This is a genomic window from Amycolatopsis coloradensis (assembly GCF_037997115.1).
In the GTDB taxonomy this organism is placed as follows: Bacteria; Actinomycetota; Actinomycetes; order Mycobacteriales; family Pseudonocardiaceae; genus Amycolatopsis; species Amycolatopsis coloradensis_A.
The window spans coordinates 4,114,289-4,133,829 of record NZ_CP150484.1; the positions used below are offsets into that span (position 1 = coordinate 4,114,289).

Annotated in this window: 23 protein-coding genes and 1 pseudogene; 13 read left to right on the plus strand and 11 right to left on the minus strand. The window is 69.3% G+C overall.

All coding sequences use genetic code 11. The annotated features are described in order from the left end of the window. Positions 1–185: 185 nt before the first annotated feature. Both LCL61_RS19230 and LCL61_RS19235 read right to left on the minus strand, forming a co-directional pair. Positions 186–1,376 (minus strand): oxygenase MpaB family protein, encoded by a 1,191-nt coding sequence (locus LCL61_RS19230; RefSeq protein ID WP_340688116.1) that lies wholly within the window; start codon positions 1,374–1,376, stop codon positions 186–188. A 43-nt stretch (positions 1,377–1,419) separates the two neighbouring features. Further along, positions 1,420–2,964 (minus strand): AMP-binding protein, encoded by a 1,545-nt coding sequence (locus LCL61_RS19235; protein WP_340688117.1) that lies wholly within the window; start codon positions 2,962–2,964, stop codon positions 1,420–1,422. A gap of 196 nt (positions 2,965–3,160) precedes the next feature. Between LCL61_RS19235 and LCL61_RS19240 the strand changes: the two genes are divergently transcribed. After that, on the plus strand, positions 3,161–4,390 hold the full coding sequence (locus tag LCL61_RS19240) for a TetR/AcrR family transcriptional regulator (protein WP_340688118.1): 1,230 nt from the start codon (positions 3,161–3,163) through the stop codon (positions 4,388–4,390). Positions 4,391–4,401: 11 nt separating this feature from the next. Here LCL61_RS19240 and LCL61_RS19245 read toward each other — a convergent pair whose 3' ends face one another. Further along, positions 4,402–4,599: an IclR family transcriptional regulator domain-containing protein gene (locus LCL61_RS19245; protein ID WP_340688625.1), complete on the minus strand. Its 198-nt coding sequence runs from the start codon at positions 4,597–4,599 to the stop codon at positions 4,402–4,404. Between the two features lie 137 nt (positions 4,600–4,736). Here LCL61_RS19245 and LCL61_RS19250 point away from each other — a divergent pair, with 137 nt between their 5' ends. The 6 genes and pseudogenes from LCL61_RS19250 (at position 4,737) to LCL61_RS19275 (ending at position 6,890) form a co-directional block, all read left to right on the plus strand. Next, positions 4,737–5,144, plus strand: coding sequence for a hypothetical protein (locus LCL61_RS19250; protein ID WP_340688119.1), 408 nt, complete (start codon positions 4,737–4,739; stop codon positions 5,142–5,144). A gap of 11 nt (positions 5,145–5,155) precedes the next feature. Beyond that, entirely contained in the window at positions 5,156–5,500 is a 345-nt protein-coding gene (locus LCL61_RS19255; RefSeq protein ID WP_340688120.1) for a hypothetical protein, read from the plus strand. A gap of 1 nt (position 5,501) precedes the next feature. Beyond that, positions 5,502–5,753, plus strand: coding sequence for a hypothetical protein (locus LCL61_RS19260; protein WP_340688121.1), 252 nt, complete (start codon positions 5,502–5,504; stop codon positions 5,751–5,753). After that, positions 5,731–5,805, plus strand: a pseudogene (locus LCL61_RS19265) (hypothetical protein); the annotation flags it as partial. The gene LCL61_RS19260 and the pseudogene LCL61_RS19265, both read left to right, overlap by 23 nt. A gap of 183 nt (positions 5,806–5,988) precedes the next feature. Then, on the plus strand, positions 5,989–6,459 hold the full coding sequence (locus LCL61_RS19270; RefSeq protein WP_034311532.1) for a carboxymuconolactone decarboxylase family protein: 471 nt from the start codon (positions 5,989–5,991) through the stop codon (positions 6,457–6,459). Further along, positions 6,456–6,890, plus strand: coding sequence for an ester cyclase (locus LCL61_RS19275; protein ID WP_340688122.1), 435 nt, complete (start codon positions 6,456–6,458; stop codon positions 6,888–6,890). Before LCL61_RS19270 ends, LCL61_RS19275 begins: the two co-directional genes overlap by 4 nt. A 3-nt stretch (positions 6,891–6,893) precedes the next feature. On the opposite strand, the gene sigJ is transcribed toward LCL61_RS19275, so the two are convergent. The 3 genes from sigJ to LCL61_RS19290 all read right to left on the minus strand — a co-directional run bounded on the left by sigJ (position 6,894) and on the right by LCL61_RS19290 (position 9,278). Beyond that, positions 6,894–7,814: an RNA polymerase sigma factor SigJ gene (sigJ, locus tag LCL61_RS19280; protein WP_340688123.1), complete on the minus strand. Its 921-nt coding sequence runs from the start codon at positions 7,812–7,814 to the stop codon at positions 6,894–6,896. A 196-nt stretch (positions 7,815–8,010) separates the two neighbouring features. After that, complete coding sequence (locus LCL61_RS19285) at positions 8,011–8,733, minus strand: ankyrin repeat domain-containing protein (RefSeq protein ID WP_340688124.1); 723 nt, start codon at positions 8,731–8,733, stop codon at positions 8,011–8,013. Beyond that, positions 8,733–9,278 (minus strand): heme-binding protein, encoded by a 546-nt coding sequence (locus LCL61_RS19290; RefSeq protein WP_340688125.1) that lies wholly within the window; start codon positions 9,276–9,278, stop codon positions 8,733–8,735. Before LCL61_RS19290 ends, LCL61_RS19285 begins: the two co-directional genes overlap by 1 nt. A gap of 185 nt (positions 9,279–9,463) precedes the next feature. Here LCL61_RS19290 and LCL61_RS19295 point away from each other — a divergent pair, with 185 nt between their 5' ends. Both LCL61_RS19295 and LCL61_RS19300 read left to right on the plus strand, forming a co-directional pair. Then, on the plus strand, positions 9,464–10,633 hold the full coding sequence (locus LCL61_RS19295; protein WP_340688126.1) for a sensor histidine kinase: 1,170 nt from the start codon (positions 9,464–9,466) through the stop codon (positions 10,631–10,633). Beyond that, entirely contained in the window at positions 10,630–11,256 is a 627-nt protein-coding gene (locus tag LCL61_RS19300; RefSeq protein ID WP_340688127.1) for a response regulator transcription factor, read from the plus strand. The genes LCL61_RS19295 and LCL61_RS19300 overlap by 4 nt, the downstream gene beginning before the upstream one ends. A 33-nt stretch (positions 11,257–11,289) precedes the next feature. Here LCL61_RS19300 and LCL61_RS19305 read toward each other — a convergent pair whose 3' ends face one another. Beyond that, on the minus strand, positions 11,290–11,460 hold the full coding sequence (locus LCL61_RS19305) for a hypothetical protein (RefSeq protein WP_340688128.1): 171 nt from the start codon (positions 11,458–11,460) through the stop codon (positions 11,290–11,292). Positions 11,461–11,992: 532 nt separating this feature from the next. Beyond that, positions 11,993–13,051, minus strand: a complete 1,059-nt coding sequence (locus LCL61_RS19310) for an aldo/keto reductase (RefSeq protein WP_340688129.1) — start codon at positions 13,049–13,051, stop codon at positions 11,993–11,995. Between the two features lie 117 nt (positions 13,052–13,168). Here LCL61_RS19310 and LCL61_RS19315 point away from each other — a divergent pair, with 117 nt between their 5' ends. Beyond that, positions 13,169–14,008 (plus strand): helix-turn-helix transcriptional regulator, encoded by an 840-nt coding sequence (locus LCL61_RS19315; RefSeq protein WP_340688130.1) that lies wholly within the window; start codon positions 13,169–13,171, stop codon positions 14,006–14,008. Here LCL61_RS19315 and LCL61_RS19320 read toward each other — a convergent pair. Next, complete coding sequence (locus LCL61_RS19320; RefSeq protein ID WP_340688131.1) at positions 13,989–14,387, minus strand: metalloregulator ArsR/SmtB family transcription factor; 399 nt, start codon at positions 14,385–14,387, stop codon at positions 13,989–13,991. The two genes, LCL61_RS19315 and LCL61_RS19320, sit on opposite strands and share 20 nt — an antisense overlap. A gap of 173 nt (positions 14,388–14,560) precedes the next feature. On the opposite strand from LCL61_RS19320, the gene LCL61_RS19325 reads away from it, so the two are divergent. Genes LCL61_RS19325 through LCL61_RS19335 form a run of 3 tightly spaced genes read left to right on the plus strand, consistent with a single transcriptional unit; the run spans position 14,561 to position 17,140 of the window. Further along, complete coding sequence (locus tag LCL61_RS19325; protein ID WP_340688132.1) at positions 14,561–14,965, plus strand: arsenate reductase ArsC; 405 nt, start codon at positions 14,561–14,563, stop codon at positions 14,963–14,965. A 31-nt stretch (positions 14,966–14,996) separates the two neighbouring features. Next, positions 14,997–16,076, plus strand: a complete 1,080-nt coding sequence (gene arsB, locus LCL61_RS19330; RefSeq protein ID WP_340688133.1) for an ACR3 family arsenite efflux transporter — start codon at positions 14,997–14,999, stop codon at positions 16,074–16,076. Next, positions 16,073–17,140: an ArsO family NAD(P)H-dependent flavin-containing monooxygenase gene (locus LCL61_RS19335; protein WP_340688134.1), complete on the plus strand. Its 1,068-nt coding sequence runs from the start codon at positions 16,073–16,075 to the stop codon at positions 17,138–17,140. Before arsB ends, LCL61_RS19335 begins: the two co-directional genes overlap by 4 nt. Here LCL61_RS19335 and LCL61_RS19340 read toward each other — a convergent pair. After that, entirely contained in the window at positions 17,103–18,182 is a 1,080-nt protein-coding gene (locus LCL61_RS19340) for a flavin-containing monooxygenase (protein ID WP_340688135.1), read from the minus strand. The genes LCL61_RS19335 and LCL61_RS19340 overlap by 38 nt on opposite strands. Beyond that, positions 18,179–19,516: an FAD-dependent oxidoreductase gene (locus LCL61_RS19345; RefSeq protein WP_340688136.1), complete on the minus strand. Its 1,338-nt coding sequence runs from the start codon at positions 19,514–19,516 to the stop codon at positions 18,179–18,181. The genes LCL61_RS19340 and LCL61_RS19345 overlap by 4 nt, the downstream gene beginning before the upstream one ends. Positions 19,517–19,541: the final 25 nt, after the last annotated feature.

Sequence of the window (19,541 nt, forward strand, 5' to 3'; positions counted from 1 at the left end):
GCATGTCCTCTCGGGAGAACCGTTCCGAGGCCGGAACGGATTCCCAGATATAGCGGGATCCCGTCGGGGCGCGCGTCGTGGAAACTACTGAGACGCGGAAAATTGTCATGTCGAGCAGGGTTTCTGGCTCGTGAGTGGTAAGAACGGTTAGAACCGTCCTTACCACTCACGAGGCGGCGGTGCGGTCAGGCTCCCGGCCGGTTCCCGGTGGGGATCGTGATGGGGGTGGTCGTCGGCGAGGTGCCCTTGTTGAGGAACAACATCGCCAGCGCGCGCACCAGCTGGTCGAACATGAAGAAGCCGGCGGGCATGACGGGGATCAAGCCCTCGCGGAAGGCGATGTAGGCGGGCCACGCGGTGCGGATGAGGGCGGCGGACGCGTAATCGCGGCGCAGGCCGAGCCAGTCGCCGATCGCGTCGCTCAGCACGTAGCGCACGAATTCGTTGAGGAATCCGCGAGTGACGCCCAGATCGATCTGCGCGGTCAGCCCGAGCAGCTCTTCGGCCAGCTCTTTTCCTTCGTGTGACGGGGAAAGGATGGGAGTGAGCACCTGTGCCGACTGCGCGTGCGCGGCGGCCCACGTCTTCGGGATGAACTCCTCCCGCACGCCGAGCAGGTGGATGGCGACCTGCCACATGTGGAGGAAGGCCTCCTCGTCGGCGGCCGACATCGGCACCTTCCACTCGCGCAGCTTCCGGTGCACGTAGGTGCCGAGGCTGTGGAAGGTGACCAGGATGTCGCCGTTGCTGATCGGGATCCGCTCGTCCGCGACGGCCTTCCAGTGCGCCGACTGCGGCAGCAGATGCCGCACCGCGGCGTGCACGAGCCGGGTCTTGTTGGCGGTGACCACGAACTGGCCGTCGGGCTCGAAAGCGTTGAGGTCGCTCAGGTCGTAGCCGAAGGTGAACGTCTTGGCCGCGCGGTCCTGCATGTCGGCCCCGCCCGCGGACCAGTAGACCGATTTGGCCTCACGCGGGATGACGGTGCTCATGATGCCGCTGCCGAGCCCGTACAGCATGAACAGGTACGTGTCCTTGCGCCGGTTGAAATCGGCCGCGCGGCGCAGCTTCGCGGGGTCGGCCCAGGACGGGAGCTTGTGGACGCGCTGGAGGTGGCCCGCCAGATCGGCGGGCAGGCCACCGGGCAGCGGATCGTTGTTGTCCACCCAGGATCCCATCGCGGTGTTGACCGCCGGAACCTGGCCCGCTTCGAGGACCCTCGCCATGATGCGGTCGATTTCGTCGTCCCAGACCCACCACGGGTCGGCGGCCGAGCCGGTCTGTGTCGCACCCCAGGCCGGTGCCACGCTCGCCGCGCCGACCAGCCCCAGGGCGACACCGAGGGACAGAACATTCCTCCTGCTGAGATCGCTCATTTACTGACCTAACTTCCTTGGTAGGCATCCGATGAGTGATTCGCTAGTGATGTGCGCGTTTCCCGTCCAGGTCGCGAAGCGAACCCTTGACCACTTTCCCGCCCGCGTTGCGCGGGAGTTCGGGGACCACCACGAGGTCCTTGGGCATTTTGAAGGACGCGAGCCTGCCGTCGAGGAATTCGTTCAGTTCCGCCAAGGACGGTGCGGTGTCCGGCGGGGTGGTGACGAACACGACCGGCACCTGGCCCCAGCGCTCGTCGGCCCGGCCGATCACGGCGACCTCCCGTACCGATGGATGCGCGGAGATCGCATTCTCCAGTTCGGCGCAATAGATGTTCTCGCCGCCGCTGATGATCATGTCCTTTTTGCGGTCGACCACCCGGATGAAGCCGTCTTCGTCCTGGGAAACCAAATCGCCGGAGTGGAACCAGCCACCGGAAAAGGCTTCCGCGGTCTCCCGCGGTTTCTTCCAATACCCCTTGGTCACCGTCGGACCGCGATAGACGATCTCTCCCACCTCTCCCGGTGCGACGTCGTTCATGTCGTCGTCCACGACGCGGTACTGGAGGGTCGGGATCGGTTTGCCGACGGAGCCGAGTTTGCGGATCGAGTCCTCGCCGCTGAGGACGCAGGTGATCGGGGAGGTCTCGGTCTGGCCGAACACGGCGACGTTGAGGGCGCCGGGGAACTTTTCGGCCATGGCGAGGAGCGTCGCCCTGGTCGCGGGAGCCGCACCCCAGCTGATGATCCGCAGTTTCAGGTCACGCTCGGCGATATCCGGCCGGGCGCAGATCAGGTCCCATTGCTGGGGAACGTTGAACACCACGGTGGCGCCTTCGCGTTCGTAGGCGTCGAGCACCGCGCGCGGATCGAAGGCGCCCAGTGGATGGATCACGACCACGCCGCCGACCAGGAAGTTCGCCACGATCGACCCCAGGCCCGCGATGTGGAAGAAGGGCGCGGTCAGGAAGGCGACGTCGGTGTCGTCGAAGATCTTCATCGCCCGGATGCAGGTGATCGCCTGCATCTGCAGATTGCGATGGGACAGCATCACCCCTTTCGGCCTGCCGGTGGTGCCCGAGGTGTACATGATCAGTGCCGTCGACTCCTCGCTGACGTCCGGCGGTTCCAGCGGTTCGTGCGCGGTCAGGAATTCCTCGTACGACTCGCCGAGGACGAGCACCGTCCCGATCGACGCCGCGTTCGGCGCGGCGTCGAGCAGGGGCAGAAGCCGCTCGTCGACGACGATGGCGGAGGGCGCGCAGTCGGCCAGGATGTAGTCGAGTTCCGCCGGTGCGAGCCGGAAGCTGAGCGGGACGGCCATGGCGCCCAGGCTGTTCGCCGCGAACACGGTTTCCACGAACCACGGGTGATTCAGGGTCAGCGTGGCCACCCGATGGCCTTCGGCGACACCTCGTGCGGCGAGACCGGCGGCCAACCGCAAGGACCGCCGGGAGAGCTCCGCCCAGGTGGTCGTCTCCCCGAGGTACCGCAGGGCGGGCTTGTCCGGTCGCATCATCGCGTGCGTCGCCGCGTGCGCCATCCAGTGGTGCCGGAAGGACGAGGCGGGAGCCGAAGCGGTCGACATGGCCATCCTCAGGTGTCGGAACGGGACTGGTCGCGAGGCCAGTATGCATGCCAAACCGCCGGTTGAGAACCCATAAGTTAATCGGGAATCACATCGGGACGCCGTTCTCCCCGTAGAGTTCCCGTGGCGGTGATCCGGTTCGTGGTTGACTTCCCCGCATGGCCCCGTTCCCGTCCGCAGCCGCTCGGCACCCGCGATGAGCGCCGACTCGACCGCGGCCGTCCGGCCCCGTAACCGCAAGCAGACGATCGTCGACGCGGCCGGGCGGATCTTCAGCGAACACGGCTACCACGCGGCGTCGATGGAGGAGATCGCCGCCGACGTGGGCATCACCGCGGCGGCCCTCTACCGGCACTTCCCGAACAAGTACGCGCTGTTCGCCGCGTGCGCGAACGTCATGGCCGACCGGCTCGTCGCCACCCTCGACGAGGTCGCGCCCGGCGCGCCGCTGGTGGACGTGCTCGCCGCCGTCACGCGGGGCACGGTCACCCATCGCGCGTCGAGCGGCCTGTACCGCTGGGAATCCCGGTACCTCGATCGCGAAGACCGGCACTCGCTGGCGCTGAAGTTCGGGCAGGTCGTGGACCGGGTGACCGAAGCGGTGCGGCGGGAGTACCCGCTCCCCGACGCGGGCCTGCGGGCCGTGGCCGCGCTCGGCGNCGAAGCGGTGCGGCGGGAGTACCCGCTCCCCGACGCGGGCCTGCGGGCCGTGGCCGCGCTCGGCGTGATCGGGTCCATCACGATGCACCGCACGTCGATCGCCCAGCGCCGGGGCGAAGAGGTGCTGGTGGAGTCGGCGCTGCGGGTGGCCGCGACCGACCCGGCGACGGGCGGCGCGGGCACGCACGCCGTCGAGCTGCCCTCAGGTCCGGTGTCGCGCACCAGGCGTTCGGAGATCATCGCGGCCGCCATCCCGTTGTTCGAACAGGACGGGTTCGCCAACGTCACGAACGGCCGGATCGCCGAAGCCGTGGGGTTGGTGCCGTCCGCGCTCTACCGGTATTTCCCCGGTAAGGCAGACATTCTCGCCGCCGCGTGCCTGCAGGCCGCGGGGATTCTTGCCCAGGCGGTGGAACAGAACCTTCGCGGTGTCGACGACCCGAGCCTTGCTCTGCTCGCACTGGCGCGGACGTATGTGGCGTACAGCTTCGAGCACACCGCGCTCACGAGCGTCGCCAACGCCGAGCTGGCGGGCCTTCCCGCGGCTCTGCAGCGGCCCTTGGTCAGTGCGCAGCGCGAGCACATCGCCGTCTGGGAACGGGAATTGCGGGCGGCGCGGCCGGAACTCGGCCAGCGCCAGGCGAGGGTGCTCGTGCACGCGGGTTTCGGGGTGGTGGTCGAAGCGGGCCGGAGGCTGCGCTGGGAAGACGTCCCCGCCAACCGTGACGCGGTGAGCGCGTTGCTCGTGGGCGCCTTGGGCGTTTGAAGGACCGTTCCTCAGGGTTCGCGGTGGCCGAGGCCGGCGGAGACCTGGCGCGCCGCACGGCCGACGACGCGGTTCAGACCGCGCATCCGGGCGGCGGGCATGTACGGCCGGGTCGCCGAAACGCTGATGGCGCCGGCGATCGCGCCGGTGGCGTCCCGGATCGGCGCCGCGACACAGCGGATCCCCGGTTCGTTGTCCTCCAGGTCCATCGCCACCCCGGACTCCGCACTCGCGCATCCTCGCCAGGAACGCGTCGACGTCCTCCGGGCGCACCCGGCCGGGTTCCGCCGGGGTCTCGGCCAGGTACAGCTCCCGCCACTCCGGCACGGAGTCCAGCAGCAGCGCCATGCCGACACCGGTGCGGGTCAACGGCATCCGGTGCCCGACGCGGGAGCGCATCTCCGCGCCCCGTGAACCCGGCAGCGCGGTGATCTCCGCCGCCGTGGCCGAGGGGATGACACCGTATCCCGGTGTGGCCACGCCCACCGAAGCCTTCGCCGCGGTGGCCGCGGGCGCACGGAATCTCAAGCTGTTCCCCGCCGGCGCCGTCGGGATCGGGGGCATGAAGGCGTGGCGCGCCGTGCTGCCGCGCGAGGTCACGCTGCTGCCGGTCGGCGGCGTCGACGAAACGAACCTGGCGGACTGGGCCGCCGCCGGGGCGGGGCTGGGCTCCTGCCTCTGCCGGCCGGGTGACGGCGCGGACGCGGTCGGCGCCCGTGCTCGCGAATTCTCTGAGATCTGGCACCAGGACTAAGGAAGAAACCCATGAAGATCGTGTCAATGACGACATACCAGGTGCCGCCGCGCTGGTCGTTCCTGAAGATCGAGACCGACGAGGGCGTCACCGGCTGGGGTGAACCGGTCCTGGAGGGCCGGGCCGCTTCGGTGGCCGCCACCGTGGAAGAGCTTTCCGATTACCTGATCGGCAAGGATCCCTCGCGGATCGAGGATCTGTGGACGGTCCTCTACCGCGGCGGGTTCTATCGCGGCGGTGGTATCCACATGAGCGCGCTGGCCGGGATCGACCAGGCCCTGTGGGACATCAAGGGCAAAGCACTCGGCGTCCCGGTCCACGAACTGTTCGGCGGCCGGGTGCGCGAGAAGAACTAAGGTGTACTCGTGGATCGGCGGCGACCGGCCCGCCGAGACCGCCCGCGCCGCGCGTGAGGTGGTTGACCGCGGATTCAGCGCGGTGAAGATGAACGGCACCGAGGAACTGTCCTATCTGGACACCTGGGACAAGGTCGACCGCTGTGTGGCCAATGTGGACGCGGTGCGGCAGGCGGTCGGTCCCGAACATCGGCATCGGAGTGGACTTTCACGGCCGCGTGCACAAGCCGATGGCCAAGGTCCTGCTGCGTGAACTGGAGCCGTACCGGCTGATGTTCGTCGAGGAACCGGTGCTGTCCGAGCATGTCGACGGCTTCGCCGACGTCCTCCGCAACTCGCCGATCCCCATCGCGCTCGGCGAAATCCCCGTGTGGAGGGCGAGACCGTGCCAGGTCCGCCCTCCACACGGCGTTTTCGGGGCTGGGCTCACATTTCGCGGTGCCGTGTCGTCGGTTGGGCAGAACACCACCGAGGCAAAGGAGATCGCGATGAACGCCAGGCTCGACTACTTCGGCAACAAGGTCGGCGGAAAGTTCATGAGGACCATCATCTCGGCGGGGAGGGGACTCGCCGATTCACCGCTGTCGCTCACGATCCAGGAGCTGGTCCGGATGCGCGCGAGCCAGATCAACGGATGCGCGGTATGCCTGGACATCCACACCAAGGAAGCCGCCGCCGCGGGCGAAACGGATGTGCGGATCAACCTGGTCGCCGTGTGGCGGGAGGCGAACGTCTTCACCGAGGCCGAGCGTGCCGCGCTGGAGGTGACCGAACAGGCCTGCCGGATGGCCGACGGGGGCGGCGTCACCGATGAGGCGTGGGCGAACGCCGCCAAGCACTTCGACGAGGACCAGCTCGCCGCGCTGGTCGGGGTGATCTCGCTGATCAACGCCTTCAACCGGGTGAACGCCATCGTCCAGAACCCCGGCGGCGACTACCGGGTCGGCCAGTTCGCATGACCGCCACTGAGACAGCACGCAACCGGGCGGTGTTCGGCTGCTTTCACGACGCGACCAACAGCGGCGACCTCGACGTCATCGAGAAGACGATCGACGAGGTCGTCGCACCGGACGTGGTGTTCCACGCGCCGGTGCCGATGGAGACAACAGGGGCGCAGGCACTGAAACAGGTGTGGACGGTGCTGCTGCGCGCGTTCCCCGATCTGCGGGTCACGGCCGAGGACGTGCTCGCCGACGGCGACAAGATCGTCTGCCGGAACACCGTCACCGGCACCCACCGGGGCGAGTTCAGGGGGATGCCCGCCACCGGGAAGCCGGTTTCCTACAGCGAGATCTTCATCCTCCGCTTCGCCGGAGGGCGCGTCGCCGAGATCTGGGGTGTCGTCGACGTCCTCACCCAGCTGCGGCAACTCGGCGCCTTAGCGGCGTAGCGGTCAGGCGTCGGCCCACGGCCGGAGTTTCTCCGGGTTCCGCATCCCCCAGATGCGCTGGATGCGGTCGTCGGCGACGTGGAACGCGAAGACGGCGACGGTCCGCCCGGCCTGCTGGAGCACGAGGCCGGGCCGGCCGTTGACATCCCGCTCAACCAGGTCGAGACCGGACGTCAGATGCGCCACCGAAATGAGATAGGACGCCACCTCCTCGCGCCCTTCGAACGGATGCAGCGCGGCCCTGACGACACCTCCGCCGTCACTGGCCGCCTTGACGTCCGGATCGAGGAGACCGATGAGGGCTTCGATGTCCTTGGCGTCCCACGCCTTCTTGAACTCCTTGACGAGGTCGGCCTGCCGGGCGATCGGGACGGGCACGAGCCGCGTCGCGCGGATGCGGCGGCGGGCGGAGGTGGCCAGCTGGCGGCAGGCCGCCGGGGTGCGGCCGACGATCTCCGCGACCTCGGCGAAGGGGTAGCGGAAGACGTCGTGCAGGACGAACGCGACCCGCTCGGCCGGTGTCAGCGACTCGAGCACGACGAGAAAGGCCATGTTGATCGACTCGTCGAGGGTGATTCGGTCGGCCGGATCGTCGGTGGGCGGACGCAGGGTCGTCCCTGCGACATGTCCCGGCAAGGGTTCGGGGAGCCACTCGCCGACGTAGCGTTCCCGCCGTGCGCGGGCCGAGCCGAGGAAGTCCAGGCAGATGCGACCGGCGACAGTCGTCAGCCAGGCGCCGGGGGAGTCGATCGCTTCCCGCTGTGCTGGGGACAAGGCGTACCAGCGGGTGTAGGTCTCCTGCACCACGTCCTCGGCCTCGGAAAGCGAGCCGACCAGGCGATACGCGAGCCCGATCAGCTGACGCCGTTCACTCACGATCGCCTTCAACGCCGGGTCGAGCGGGCCGTGCGTGCGTTCGTTCATGGGAATTCGCCCCCTGGGTCTCGTGCGCTGTCCCGGGTACGACGAGACACGGCCGCCGGATGTGAGGCCACCTCCGGCGGCGGTGGGCGGCCCGCGGTGACCGAGCGTGATGGGTGTGTGGAAATAGGGACACCCATCATCGGCACGACTACCTGGCCCGATAGCCCTTTGCCTTCACGGACTTCGTGAGTGGCGGTCAGCGTGCGCCCGCTTCGGTGAGGACCCGGGCGACGGCCGTCTGGCCTTTGGCCCGAGCGTGCGCGAGGGGAGTGACGCCCTGCTTGTCGGCGAGGTTCACGTCGGCCCCGGCGGCGACGAGCGCCCGGACCACTTCCTGGTGACGCGGCCCGCCGTCGCCGAGGATGACCGCTTCCAGCAAGGCGGTCCAGCCGAGGTCGTTCACGTGGTCGACGTTGATCCCGCTGCTGGCCACCAACCGCACGTACTCGGCGTGCCCGCGTTCGGAGGCGGGGATCAGCGAGACACCGCCGTACCGGTTGGTGATGGTCAGGTCCGGCTCGGCCTCAAGCAGCAGCTTCGCCATCGGGACGTTGCCGGTGACTCCGGTGACGAGCCACGGCGTGTCGTGCCGCCCGTCGAGCGCGTTCGGGTCGGCGCCCGCTTTGACGAGGACTTCGGCGACGTCGACGCGGTTCTCGGTGACGGCGACGAGCAACGGGGTCCGGCCGTGATCGTCACGGGTTTCCAGGTCGGCGCCCGCGTCGACGGCCTGCCGGACGCGGTTCACGTCGGCTTCGAAGAGTTGGCTCACGGGGACTCCTTGGCGGGGCGGCTGGGACGAGGCGGGCGGCGGGGCGGTGCTCGGCGCCGTCTGGGGTGGTGCGCTCGGTGCCTGCGGTGAGCAGGCACCGAGCACGAAGGCGGCGAGCAACGCCACGATCGCCCGCTCACCGATCATCAGCGAAGTTCCCCGATGGCGCGCAGCCCGGCCGTGGCGAAGCGCTCGTCGAGGTCGCCGCTGGGCGCGCCGCCGACACCGATCCCGGCGATCGGGCCGCCGTTCGCGGCGACCGGCACACCGCCGCCGAGGAAGAGCGTGCCGGGGATGTCGCGGATGGTCGGGCCGTCGCCCTGGGCGTTCTTGGCCAGCGCGGACGTGGGCTGTCCGAAGGAGACCGCGGTGAAGGCCTTGCGCTTGGCGGACTCTTCCGTCTGCGGCCCGGCGCCGTCGCCCTTGAGCAGCACACGCACGTCACCCGAGCGGTCAACCACGGCCACGGTGATCCGCTGGCCCTCCTTCTCGGCTGCGTCCAGCGTGGCCTGCGCGGCGCGGGTGGCGGCGTCGACGCTGAGCACGCTCGTCTGCACGACGGACTGCTGGGCGGGCCGCTGCGGCTTGTGGTCCTGTGCCTGCGCCGCGCCCACCCCGGTGGCCAGCGCGACGGTCGCGAGACCGGCCGTCATGCCGAGGATGAGACGAGTGCGGGGGAGCTTGGCGTTCATCGGATTTCCTTTGCGGTGAGGAGGTGTTGCTTTCCCCTACGACTTTCCCGGCCGGCGGGGCCCGGCGAATCGGGAGAGTGGACATCGATCGGACGTCGAGTGATCGGTAGGGGCATCAACCGAACGATTGATGCGGGGCACCCCGCCTCCCTGCTTACGATCATCGGCGACGAAGGGAGGACCGGATGAAATCGCACCTCGGCGCGGCCACCCGGCTGACCGCCGCGATGCATGCCGGGTTCTTCCTGCTGCTCGCCGCGTCGGTGGCCAGGTTCGTCGCGGGGCACGGGTTGAGCGGCGCCACACCGTTGATCCTCGTGCTCACCGGCGCGCTCGCGCTGGTCTACGTGGCGGGTGTGCTGAGCTGGGAAGTGCTCGACCGGTGGCGGCCGGTGTGGTTGACGGCGGTGATCGCGGTCTGGCTCGCGCTGGTGGTGGCCGCGCCGAGTTTCGCCTGGTGCGCCGTACCGTTGTTCTTCGTCTGCCTGCAGATGCTGCGCCCGCGGATGATGATCGCGGTGGTGGTCCTGCTGACCGCCGCGACCATCCTGGCCCAGCTGAGGATCGCGAGCGGGTTCGATCCGAGCCTCGTGCTCGCGCCCATCGCGGTCGCGCTGATGGCCACGATGACGTTCCTGCAACTCGACGGGGACCGGAGGAAGCTGGGGGAAGCCGTCAAGGCACTCCTGGGTGCCAGGGTCGATCTCGCGCAGAGCCAGCGACTGGCCGGGATGATGCAGGAACGGGAGCGGCTGGCGCGAGAGATCCATGACGCCCTCGCCCAGGGGATCTCGAGTACGCGGATGCTGCTGCAGGCGGCACAGCGGTCGTGGGACACGGACCCGGAACTGGCGAAAGGCCATGTGTCCCGCGCCGTCGAGGCGGCGGGGGACAACCTCGCCGAAGCGCGCCGGTTCGTCAAAGGCCTCGGGTCACCGCGGCTCGACGCCGGGGATCTCGTCGAGACGTTGAAGGATCTCGCCGAGCAGGTCATGTTCGCCGCCATGCACGCTGTGCGCTTCGAGACCAGCGGAGACCCCTATCCGCTGTCACCCGAGGTGGAGGCAGGTCTGCTCCGGGTCGCGCAGGGCGCGCTGGCGAACGTCAGCGAGCACGCCAGGGCGACGAAAGCGGCCGTCACGCTGACCTACCTGGCGGACAAGGTCGTCCTCGACATCCGTGACGACGGTGTCGGCTTCGATCCGGCGTCGACTCGCGCGAGCGGCGACCGGGGGAACGGGCTGCGGATGATCAGCGAGCGGCTCGCCGAACTCGGTGGTGAGATGGTCGTCGAGAGCGCGCCGGGAGAGGGCACCGCGCTCGCCGTCGCCGTGCCCACCAGGGAGGTTCGATGACCGTCCGGGTACTGATCGTCGACGATCATCCGGTGGTGCGGGCGGGAATCGCCGCACTGCTGGCAGGCGAGCCCGGCTTCGAGGTGATCGGCGAATGCGCGGGGGCCGATGAGGCCGTGCTGTTCGCCGGCGCGGAGAAGCCGGACGTCGTGCTGATGGACCTGCAGCTCGGCGACGGCCCGGACGGCGTGAATGCCACCGAACGCCTGACCACTCTGCCGGAGCCGCCGAAGGTGCTGGTGCTCACCACCTACGACGCCGAGCTGGACATCACCAGGGCGGTGGCCGCCGGCGCCACCGGCTACCTGCTCAAGGCGGGGCCGCCCGAGGACCTCTTCAAGGGCATCCACGCGGCCGCGCGCGGTGAGACCGTGCTGGCACCTCAGGTCGCGGCCCGGCTCTTCGGGCACATGCGGGCACCGGCGCCCGCGTTGAGCCCTCGTGAGACCGAGATCGTGCAGTTGGTGGCGGAAGGGTTGATCAACCGGCAGATCGCCGCGCGGCTGTTCATCTCCGAAGCCACGGTGAAGACACACCTGGTCCATATCTACGACAAACTCGGCGTCGACAGCCGTGCCGGTGCGGTGGCCGTCGCCACGGAACGGAGGATCATCCGCAACTGAACGCGTTGCTTCGGCCGCGTCGCGCAGATCTGATCATGGCGCGGGACGCAGTGCCGGCGTGCAGCACTTGACGCTCCCGCCGCCCTTGAGCAGCTCCGAAAGGTCGGCGCCGATCGTCTCGAACCCGCGCTCCCGGAGCCGCGCGATCAATCCCGTCGCGGCCTGCGGCAGGACGACGTGCCGTCCGTCGGAAACCGCGTTCAAGCCGAACGCCGCGGCGTCTGCGGCCGAGGCGATGACGGCGTCCGGGTACAGCTGTTCGAGGCCGCCGCCGGCCGTCTTCGGTGAAGGCCTCCGGGAAGTACGTGATCGTGTCGTCGTCGAGGACGGTGAGCGCGGTGTCCAGGTGGCAGCAGCGTGGGTCGGTCAAGGACAGGCCCACCACCGGCACACCGAAGAATTCCGCGCACTCGTCGTGTGCCCGGCGGTCGGTGCGGAACCCCGAACCCGCCAGGACCCGGGATCCCGCGACCAGGAAGTCGCCTTCGCCTTCGTTGTGCCACCGGGCCTGCCGGACGTCCCGGTAGCCGTGCTCGGTGAACCAGTCGACTCTCGCCGCACCTCGCCCCCCGCGAATTCGGCCCAGACCACGTCACCTTCTTGCCGGCCGGTGACCGAAGGCTGAGTTCGGGCTTTTCCCGGCAGGTAGGGGAATCGTTCCCGTCGGCTCGGGAATCTGGTCCGGCTGGTCGTGAGTGGCGCTCGTCGCGAAACGCCACTCACGACCACGGCGAGGTCAGCGGCGCGGTTCGATCGTCATGTCGCCGCGGGTCAGCGCGAGGGTCGTGTCACGGGAGAGCATCTCGTGCGGGAAACCGAGATCGATCGCGCTGGCCTCGTCGAGGCGGGCCAGGTGCGAGCCGGTGAATTCGACCTCCAGCGCGCCGAGGTTCTCCTCCAGCTGGGCGGGTGTGCGGGCGCCGATGATCGGTGCCGTCACGCCCGGGTTCAGCAGGGTCCAGGCCAGCCCGATCTGGGCGGGGCTGCGGCCGAGCTCCGCGGCGACCTCCTTCACCACGTCCACGATCGCGAGGTTGCGTTCGGTGAGCGTGCCCAAGGCCAAGGTGAAGTTCTTGCGGGTGCCGTTCTCGGACGGCACCGCGGTCACGTCGTCCCGGCTGTACTTCCCGGTGAGCACGCCGCCCGCCAGCGGTGACCAGGGGACCACGCCCAGCCCCATCTCGCGTGCCATGGGGATCAGGTCGCGTTCCCCGGTGCGCTCGATCAGGTTGTACTCGATCTGCAGCGCGACCAGCGGTGACCAGCCGCGCAGGTCGGCGATCGCCTGCATCCGCGAAACCTCCCAGGCCGGCGCGTTGGAGATCGCCACGTACAGGAGCTTGCCCTGCCGGACCAGATCGTCCATCCCGCGTAGGATCTCCTCGACCGGCGTCGTGAAATCCCACAGGTGCAGGTAAAGCAGGTCAAGGTAGTCCGTGTTCAGCCGCCGCAGGCTGGCTTCCACCGAAGCGAACAGGCTTTTGCGCTGCCCGCCGCCGGAGTTCGGGTCTCCCGGCCTGCGCAGTGTCGTGTACTTCGTCGCCAGCACAAGGCTTTCGCGGTTGCTCCTGGCGAATTCGCCCAGCAGCCGTTCGGAGCTGCCGCTCGTGTAGGTGCTGGCGGTGTCGATGAAGTTGCCGCCGCGTTCGACGTAGGTGTCGAACAGTTCGCGGGCCTCATCCTGCTCCGCGCCCCAGCCCCATTCGGTGCCGAACGTCGCCGCGCCCAGCGCCAGCGGGGACACTCGCAGCCCGGACCGGCCCAGCAGCCGATAGGTGTCGAGGGTGAGCGGCATCGTGTCCTCCTGTGCTCGTGATCCGTTGTCGAAGAGGAGTCTGCGACCGCCGCGAGCAGGGGATAAGGGAGAAGACATCCTGGGAACACCGGTCCCACCCAGGCTGTTGGACCGGACATGACGACCCGCACCGTGGACACGACCCAGGAGCTGGCCGCGTTCCTGCGGACCCGGCGTGAACGCCTGGACCCGGACGAATTCGGCCTGCCGTCGCGCCGTCGGTCCCGGCGGACCCCGGGGCTGCGCCGCGAAGAGGTCGCCGAACTGGCCGGGGTCAGCATCGACTACGTCGTGCGTCTGGAACAGGCACGCGGGCTGCGTCCCTCGGCGGAAGTGGTGGAAGCGCTGGCGCGGGCATTGCGCCTGGCCCCCGACGAACGCGCCTACCTGTTCGACCTGGCCCGGCGGCGACCTCGCGACGCCGGCAAGCTCGCCACCACGGCGGCGCCGCCGCTGGCCAGGCTGGTCGCCGATCTGTCGCCGCTGCCCGCGATGCTGCTGAACCATCGTTACGACATCCTGGCCTGGAACGACGAAATGGCCAGGCTGCTGGTGGACTTCGCCACGTTGCCGCCGTCGGAGCGCAATGCGATGTGGTTGTGCCTCAAGCATCCCGTGGTGCGCGAGTTCTACGCGGACCGGGAACGGGTCGTGCGGGAGGGGATCGCCCATCTGCGCGCCGCCTGGGCCGCGCATCCGGACGATCAGGCCTTGATCGACCTCATCGCCGACTTCACCGCCGACCGGGAATTCGCGCGGCTGTGGGCCGAACGCGACGTCAAGGTCAACGGCCGCGGGCGCAAGGCGTTGCGGCATCCCGAGGCCGGCGAGCTGGACCTGCATTACGAAGTGCTCACGCCGCTTCAGGATCAGGATCAGCGGCTGGTGATCTATCGCGCCATGGCCGAAGAAACCCGCTCGGCGCTGGACCGGTTGTTCAGCACCTGGTCTCGGTGAGCCGGGCGGGCCGGTCGGCGAGCGGCCCGCCCGAGCGGAGCAGGGTCCCCAGCGTTTCGAGCGGCTCGGGGACGACGCTGTACCAGCTCCAGGTGCCACGCCGTTCCCGTTCGAGGATGCCGGCGGAGACCAGGACGCGCAGGTGATGGCTGAGCGAGGGCTGGGGCATGTCGAACTCCTCGGCGAGGTCGCAGAAACACGCCTCGCCGCCGGGGGAGTGCCGCACCAGTGACAGCAGACGGATCCGGACGGGATCCGACAGCGCCTTGAACAGCTTCGCGGCCGTCTCGGCGTCTCCGGGATCGACGACCGCCGCGGGCTCGGCCATCAACAGGGTCACCGCGACCGGCGTCCGGGTGCGTCCGTTCTCGCTCGTCACAGGCCCAGCCTACCGCTTGAATTGACAAAACTCGATCCAGTCTCTTCAATTTGGATCGAGATACTTCAATCCAGCTGCCCGGCCGTGCCCCCTGGAGACGTCATGACCCCCCGCCGCGTCCGGCACCTGCTCGACGAACTCATCGACTGATCACCGCAGAAAGGCAGACACGCATGACCCGCAAGCCCGAGGTGCTGTTCGTGTGCGTGCACAACGCCGGCCGCTCCCAGCTGGCCGCCGCGTTGCTGCAGCACTACTCGCTCGGCAGGATCGCCGTCCGGTCCGCGGGTTCCGAACCCGCGGACAAGGTGAATCCCGCTGCCGCCGCCGCGCTGGCCGAGTGGGGATTGGACATCACCGCCGAGGTGCCGAGCAAGCTGTCCACTGAGGACGTCGAAGCGTCCGATGTGGTGATCACGATGGGTTGTGGTGACACCTGCCCGGTGTTCCCCGGCAAGCGCTACCTCGACTGGCCGCTGGAGGATCCCGCGGGCCAGGGTGTCGACGCCGTCCGCCCGATCCGTGACGAGATCGACCGCCGCGTCCGTGGCCTGGTCGCCGAAATCCTCGACGCCTGACCCTCGCTTCCGACTTCTGGAGACCAGCCCCGTGACTCGAACCGCCCAAGAGGCCGGCCCCGACGTGCTGCACAAACTGTCCTTTCTGGACCGGTTCCTCCCGGTCTGGATCATCGTCGCGATGGGCGCCGGGCTGCTGCTGGGCAGCGTGATCCCCGGCCTGCAAGGGGTACTGGACGCGGTGAAGATCGGGCAGGTGTCACTGCCGATCGCGCTCGGTCTGCTGCTGATGATGTATCCGGTGCTGGCGAAGGTCCGCTACGACCGGCTCGACACCGTGACCAAGGACAAGCGCACGATGGTGCTTTCCTTGCTGCTCAACTGGATTCTCGGTCCCGCGCTGATGTTCGCGCTCGCCTGGCTGATGCTGCCCGATCTGCCCGAGTACCGGACCGGGCTGATCATCGTCGGTCTCGCCCGGTGTATCGCGATGGTGATCATCTGGAACGACCTCGCCTGCGGTGACCGCGAGGCCGCGGCCGTGCTGGTCGCGCTGAACTCCGTGTTCCAGGTGATCATGTTCGGGGTACTCGGCTGGTTCTACCTCGATCTGCTGCCCGGCCGGCTGGGCCTGGACACCACGAACATCGACTTCTCGCCGTGGGAGATCGCGCTCAGCGTCGTCATCTTCCTCGGGATCCCGCTCGCCGCCGGCTACCTGTCCCGCCGTGTCGGGGAACGGACCAAGGGACGTGACTGGTACGAGGGCGCGTTCCTGCCCAAGATCGGCCCGATCGCGCTGTACGGGCTGCTGTTCACCATCGTGATCCTGTTCGCCTTGCAGGGCGACACCATCACTTCCCGGCCGTTCGACGTCGCCCGGATCGCGCTGCCGCTGCTGGTGTATTTCGCGATCATGTGGATCGGCGGCTATCTGCTGGGCAAGGCGTCCGGGCTGTCGTACGAGCGCACCACGACGCTGGCTTTCACGGCCGCGGGCAACAACTTCGAACTCGCGATCGCCGTCGCCATCGGGGTCTTCGGCGTGACATCGGGGCAGGCTCTCGCCGGGGTCGTCGGCCCGCTGATCGAAGTGCCCGTGCTGGTCGCCCTGGTGTACGTCAGCCTCTGGCTGCGGAAACGCTGGTCCGCCAAGGCTCCGTCCGCATGAGCGGTTCCGTGCGGGTGGTGGTCGTCGGCGGTGGCCAGGCCGGTCTCGCCGCCGCCTACCACCTGCGCCGCGCCGGTCTGGACTTCGTCGTCCTCGACGCCCAAGCCCGGCCGGGCGGCGCCTGGCTCCACGGCTGGGACTCGCTGCGCCTGTTCTCTCCGGCGCAGCACAGTTCCCTGCCGGGCCGGCCGATGCCGCCCTACTCGGGGCCCGGGTATCCGACCGCCGAGCATGTCGTCGAGTACCTCGCGGCGTACGAAAAACGCTACGAACTCCCGATCCGTCGCTCGGAGCCGGTGACCGACGTGTTTCGTGACGGCGCTCGATTCACGGTGCGCACCGATACGGGGGAGTGGAGCGCCGAGGCTGTCATCAGCGCCACCGGCACCTGGTGGCGTCCTTTCCTTCCCCTCATGCCCGGCGGGTTCACCGGACGTCAACTGCACACCGTCGACTACCGGAATCCGGAGGAGTTCGCGGGCCAGGACGTCGTGGTGGTCGGCGGCGGCAACTCCGGCGCCCAGATCGCCGCCGACCTCGCGGGTACGGCGAACCTGACCTGGGTCACCCGCCGCCCGCCGCGGTACCTGCCGGACCACATCGACGGCAAGGCCCTCTTCGACGTCGCGACCCGGCGCCGCCAAGCCCTCGAAACCGGTGAGGCCGACACGGGCGGAGTCGCCGGGCTGGGCGACATCGTCGCCGTCCCGTCCGTCCGCGAGGCCCGTGACGCGGGCCTGTTGCGGCCGCGTGCGATGTTCGCCCGCCTCGGCCCGGATGGTCCTGTGTGGACAGACGGCACCCGCCGGCACGCGGACGCGGTCATCTGGTGCACCGGGTTCCGGCCCGCGTTGAGCCATCTCGCGTCGTTGCGGTTGCGTACCACCCGCGGTCGCATCCCCACCGAAGGCACCCGCGTGGTGGCCGAGCCGCGGCTGCACCTTCTCGGCTACGGCGACTGGACCGGTCCCGCCTCGGCCACGCTCATCGGCGTCGGCATGACCGCCCGGGCCGCGGTCGCCGACCTCACAGCAATGCCGGAGACCGGCGGCGGCGACCTGTAGGCCTGACCAGAAGGCGTTTGGTCACGTACTGCGCGTCGCGTCCGACACCGCGCAGGGTGGCGGAGGCGAAGCTGCGCTGCCATTCCAGGCCGACGAAGGCCAACCCGTGGTGGGTGGTGGACAGGCCGCGATCGTGCAGCGGCCGTCCATCGGAGTCCAGTGCGCCGAGTCCGTCCAGATAGGACAGTCCGGGCCGGAATCCGGTGGCGAGCAGGATGGTGTCGACGTTTTCGCGGGTTCCGTCCGGCCAGCGCACACCGTCGCCGTCGATGGTGGTGAACATGCGCCTCTGATCCGGTTCTCCGTCGAGAATCGCGGCTTTGTAGCCGCCGGGGTCGTTGACAGGTGAGGTGAGTGGTTGTTTCAGCACATGGCCGATCGGCAGGTGGTCGAACCCGACGGCGGCGGACCAGAAGTGCACGTCCTTCCCGAAGGGGCGCTGCGGCGCGAACTTGATCGGTGCCCGGGTGGCGAGGGTGACCCTGGCGTGGCCGGCGAGCTCGGTGGCGATCTGGACGGCGGAGTTGCCCGCGCCGACCACGATGACGCGCTGCCCGGTGAACGGGGCGGGATCGCGGTAGTCGCTGCTGTGCAGGACTTGGCCGGTGAAGCCGTCCAGCCCCGGCAGAGCGGGAAGATGGGGCCGCGAGAAGCCGCCGGATGCGGCGATGACCACGGGCGCGGACAGGGCGGTTCCTCCGGCCGTGTGCACGGTGAACACGCCGCCCTCGTGGGTGACGGCGGAGACGCGGTGTCCGGTGCGGATGTCGGTGCCGACGCGGTCGGCGTAGCGGCGGAGATAACCGACGACTTCGTCGCGGTGCGGGTAGTGCTCGGGATCGCCGGGGAAGGGCAGGCCGGGGAGGCTGCTGTAGCGGGCGGGGGAGAAGAGGGTCAGCGAGTCGTAGTAGCGGGGCCATGAGCCGACCGGTTCGGCGCCGGCCTCGAGGATCACCGGCTTCGAGCCGCGGGTGCGCAGGGCGTGGGCGGCGGCGAGACCGGCCTGGCCGCCACCCACGATGATCGCGTCGTGCGCGGTCATGAGGTCCTTCCCCGTTGAGGTGCCGCCGCCGCCAGGGGCAGGACTTCCGCGCAGCAGCCGGCCGATGCCGTGTCTTCGGGCTCGTCGAACAGACCGGCGCCACCGCACACACCCGTTTCGGCCATCCGGAGTTCGACGCGAGCGGCCGCCTCGTGGTCCCCGGCGAGCTCCGCGGCGATGCTGCGCACCTGTTCGTACCCGGTCATGGCCAGGAACGTCGGCGCACGGCCGTAGCTCTTCATGCCCGCCAGGAAGAAGTCCTTCTCCGGGTGAGCGAGTTCCTTCGCGCCATGCGGGTACACGGTCCCACAGGAATGCACGTTCGGATCGATCAGCGGCGCGAGCGCGACCGGCGCCTGCAGGGTCGGGTCCAGGTCCAGGCGGATTTCCGAGAGCAGGCCCAGATCGGGGCGGAATCCCGACAGCGTCACCACTTCGTCGACCCGGTCGAGGCGCTGCCCGGCGGAGGAGATCAGGCTCAATCGCCCGTCTTCGTCGCGTTCGACCGTCTCGGTGCGGAATCCGGTCAGGACGGTGATCAGCCCGGATTCCACCGCCGCCCGCGCACGCAGGCCGAGAGCACCCCGAGCGGGGAGCTGGTCCGCGTCGCCGCCGCCGAAGGTGTTGCCGACCGAACCGCGGCGCAGCACCCAGCTGATCCGCGTGTCCGCGGACTCCTTCGCCAGACCGGACAACGCGACCAGCGCGGTCAGCGCGGAGTGTCCGCTTCCCGCGACCACCACGTGCTTGCCCGCGTACCGTGCCCGCACCACCGGGTCGCCCAGATCCGGGACGCGGTAGCCGATCCGGTCTACCGCCGCTCGTTCGCCGATGGCGGGAAGTCCCTCCCCGCCAAGAGGATTCGGGGTCGGCCATGTTCCGGAGGCGTCGATCACCGCCTGTGCCGCGATCCGTTCCTCCGTGCCGTCGGCGGCACGGACGTGCACGGTGAACGGCTCGTCGTCGCGGCCGCTGTCCACGACACGGTCCCGGCCGCGGCGCGCCACGCCGACCACCTCGGCGCCGAACCGGACCCGGTCGCCGAGTGCGGACGCCAGCGGGCGCAGGTAGGACTCCGCCCATTCCGAACCTGTCGGGTACGTGTCGGCGGCAGGGCCGGACCAGCCGATCGCCGCCAGGAGCCGCCCGGCCGCCGGAGCGACGAGCTCGGACCAAGGCGAGAAAAGCCGGACATGATTCCACTCCGCCACCGCGGCACCCGCGTGCGTGCCGCGTTCCAGCACCAACGGCTCGAGGCCCCGTTCGGCGAGTTCGGCGGCCGCCGCCAACCCGACCGGCCCAGCTCCGACGACCACCACAGGCAACTCGTTCATCCCCGCACCTTTCATCGATCTGGCT

What these genes read in the sequence shown, in the direction of transcription:
- LCL61_RS19335 (WP_340688134.1), top strand. Translation starts at nt 16,073, where the DNA reads ATGAGCGGTTCCGTGCGGGTGGTGGTCGTCGGCGGTGGCCAGGCCGGT.
- LCL61_RS19310 (WP_340688129.1), bottom strand. Translation starts at nt 13,051, where the DNA reads ATGCCGCTCACCCTCGACACCTATCGGCTGCTGGGCCGGTCCGGGCTG.
- LCL61_RS19255 (WP_340688120.1), top strand. Translation starts at nt 5,156, where the DNA reads ATGAAGATCGTGTCAATGACGACATACCAGGTGCCGCCGCGCTGGTCG.
- sigJ (WP_340688123.1), bottom strand. Translation starts at nt 7,814, where the DNA reads ATGAACGAACGCACGCACGGCCCGCTCGACCCGGCGTTGAAGGCGATC.
- LCL61_RS19315 (WP_340688130.1), top strand. Translation starts at nt 13,169, where the DNA reads ATGACGACCCGCACCGTGGACACGACCCAGGAGCTGGCCGCGTTCCTG.
- LCL61_RS19275 (WP_340688122.1), top strand. Translation starts at nt 6,456, where the DNA reads ATGACCGCCACTGAGACAGCACGCAACCGGGCGGTGTTCGGCTGCTTT.
- LCL61_RS19300 (WP_340688127.1), top strand. Translation starts at nt 10,630, where the DNA reads ATGACCGTCCGGGTACTGATCGTCGACGATCATCCGGTGGTGCGGGCG.
- LCL61_RS19230 (WP_340688116.1), bottom strand. Translation starts at nt 1,376, where the DNA reads ATGAGCGATCTCAGCAGGAGGAATGTTCTGTCCCTCGGTGTCGCCCTG.
- LCL61_RS19235 (WP_340688117.1), bottom strand. Translation starts at nt 2,964, where the DNA reads ATGTCGACCGCTTCGGCTCCCGCCTCGTCCTTCCGGCACCACTGGATG.
- LCL61_RS19270 (WP_034311532.1), top strand. Translation starts at nt 5,989, where the DNA reads ATGAACGCCAGGCTCGACTACTTCGGCAACAAGGTCGGCGGAAAGTTC.
- LCL61_RS19345 (WP_340688136.1), bottom strand. Translation starts at nt 19,516, where the DNA reads ATGAACGAGTTGCCTGTGGTGGTCGTCGGAGCTGGGCCGGTCGGGTTG.
- LCL61_RS19340 (WP_340688135.1), bottom strand. Translation starts at nt 18,182, where the DNA reads ATGACCGCGCACGACGCGATCATCGTGGGTGGCGGCCAGGCCGGTCTC.
- LCL61_RS19285 (WP_340688124.1), bottom strand. Translation starts at nt 8,733, where the DNA reads ATGATCGGTGAGCGGGCGATCGTGGCGTTGCTCGCCGCCTTCGTGCTC.
- LCL61_RS19295 (WP_340688126.1), top strand. Translation starts at nt 9,464, where the DNA reads ATGAAATCGCACCTCGGCGCGGCCACCCGGCTGACCGCCGCGATGCAT.
- LCL61_RS19250 (WP_340688119.1), top strand. Translation starts at nt 4,737, where the DNA reads ATGCCGACACCGGTGCGGGTCAACGGCATCCGGTGCCCGACGCGGGAG.
- LCL61_RS19325 (WP_340688132.1), top strand. Translation starts at nt 14,561, where the DNA reads ATGACCCGCAAGCCCGAGGTGCTGTTCGTGTGCGTGCACAACGCCGGC.
- LCL61_RS19245 (WP_340688625.1), bottom strand. Translation starts at nt 4,599, where the DNA reads ATGGACCTGGAGGACAACGAACCGGGGATCCGCTGTGTCGCGGCGCCG.
- LCL61_RS19290 (WP_340688125.1), bottom strand. Translation starts at nt 9,278, where the DNA reads ATGAACGCCAAGCTCCCCCGCACTCGTCTCATCCTCGGCATGACGGCC.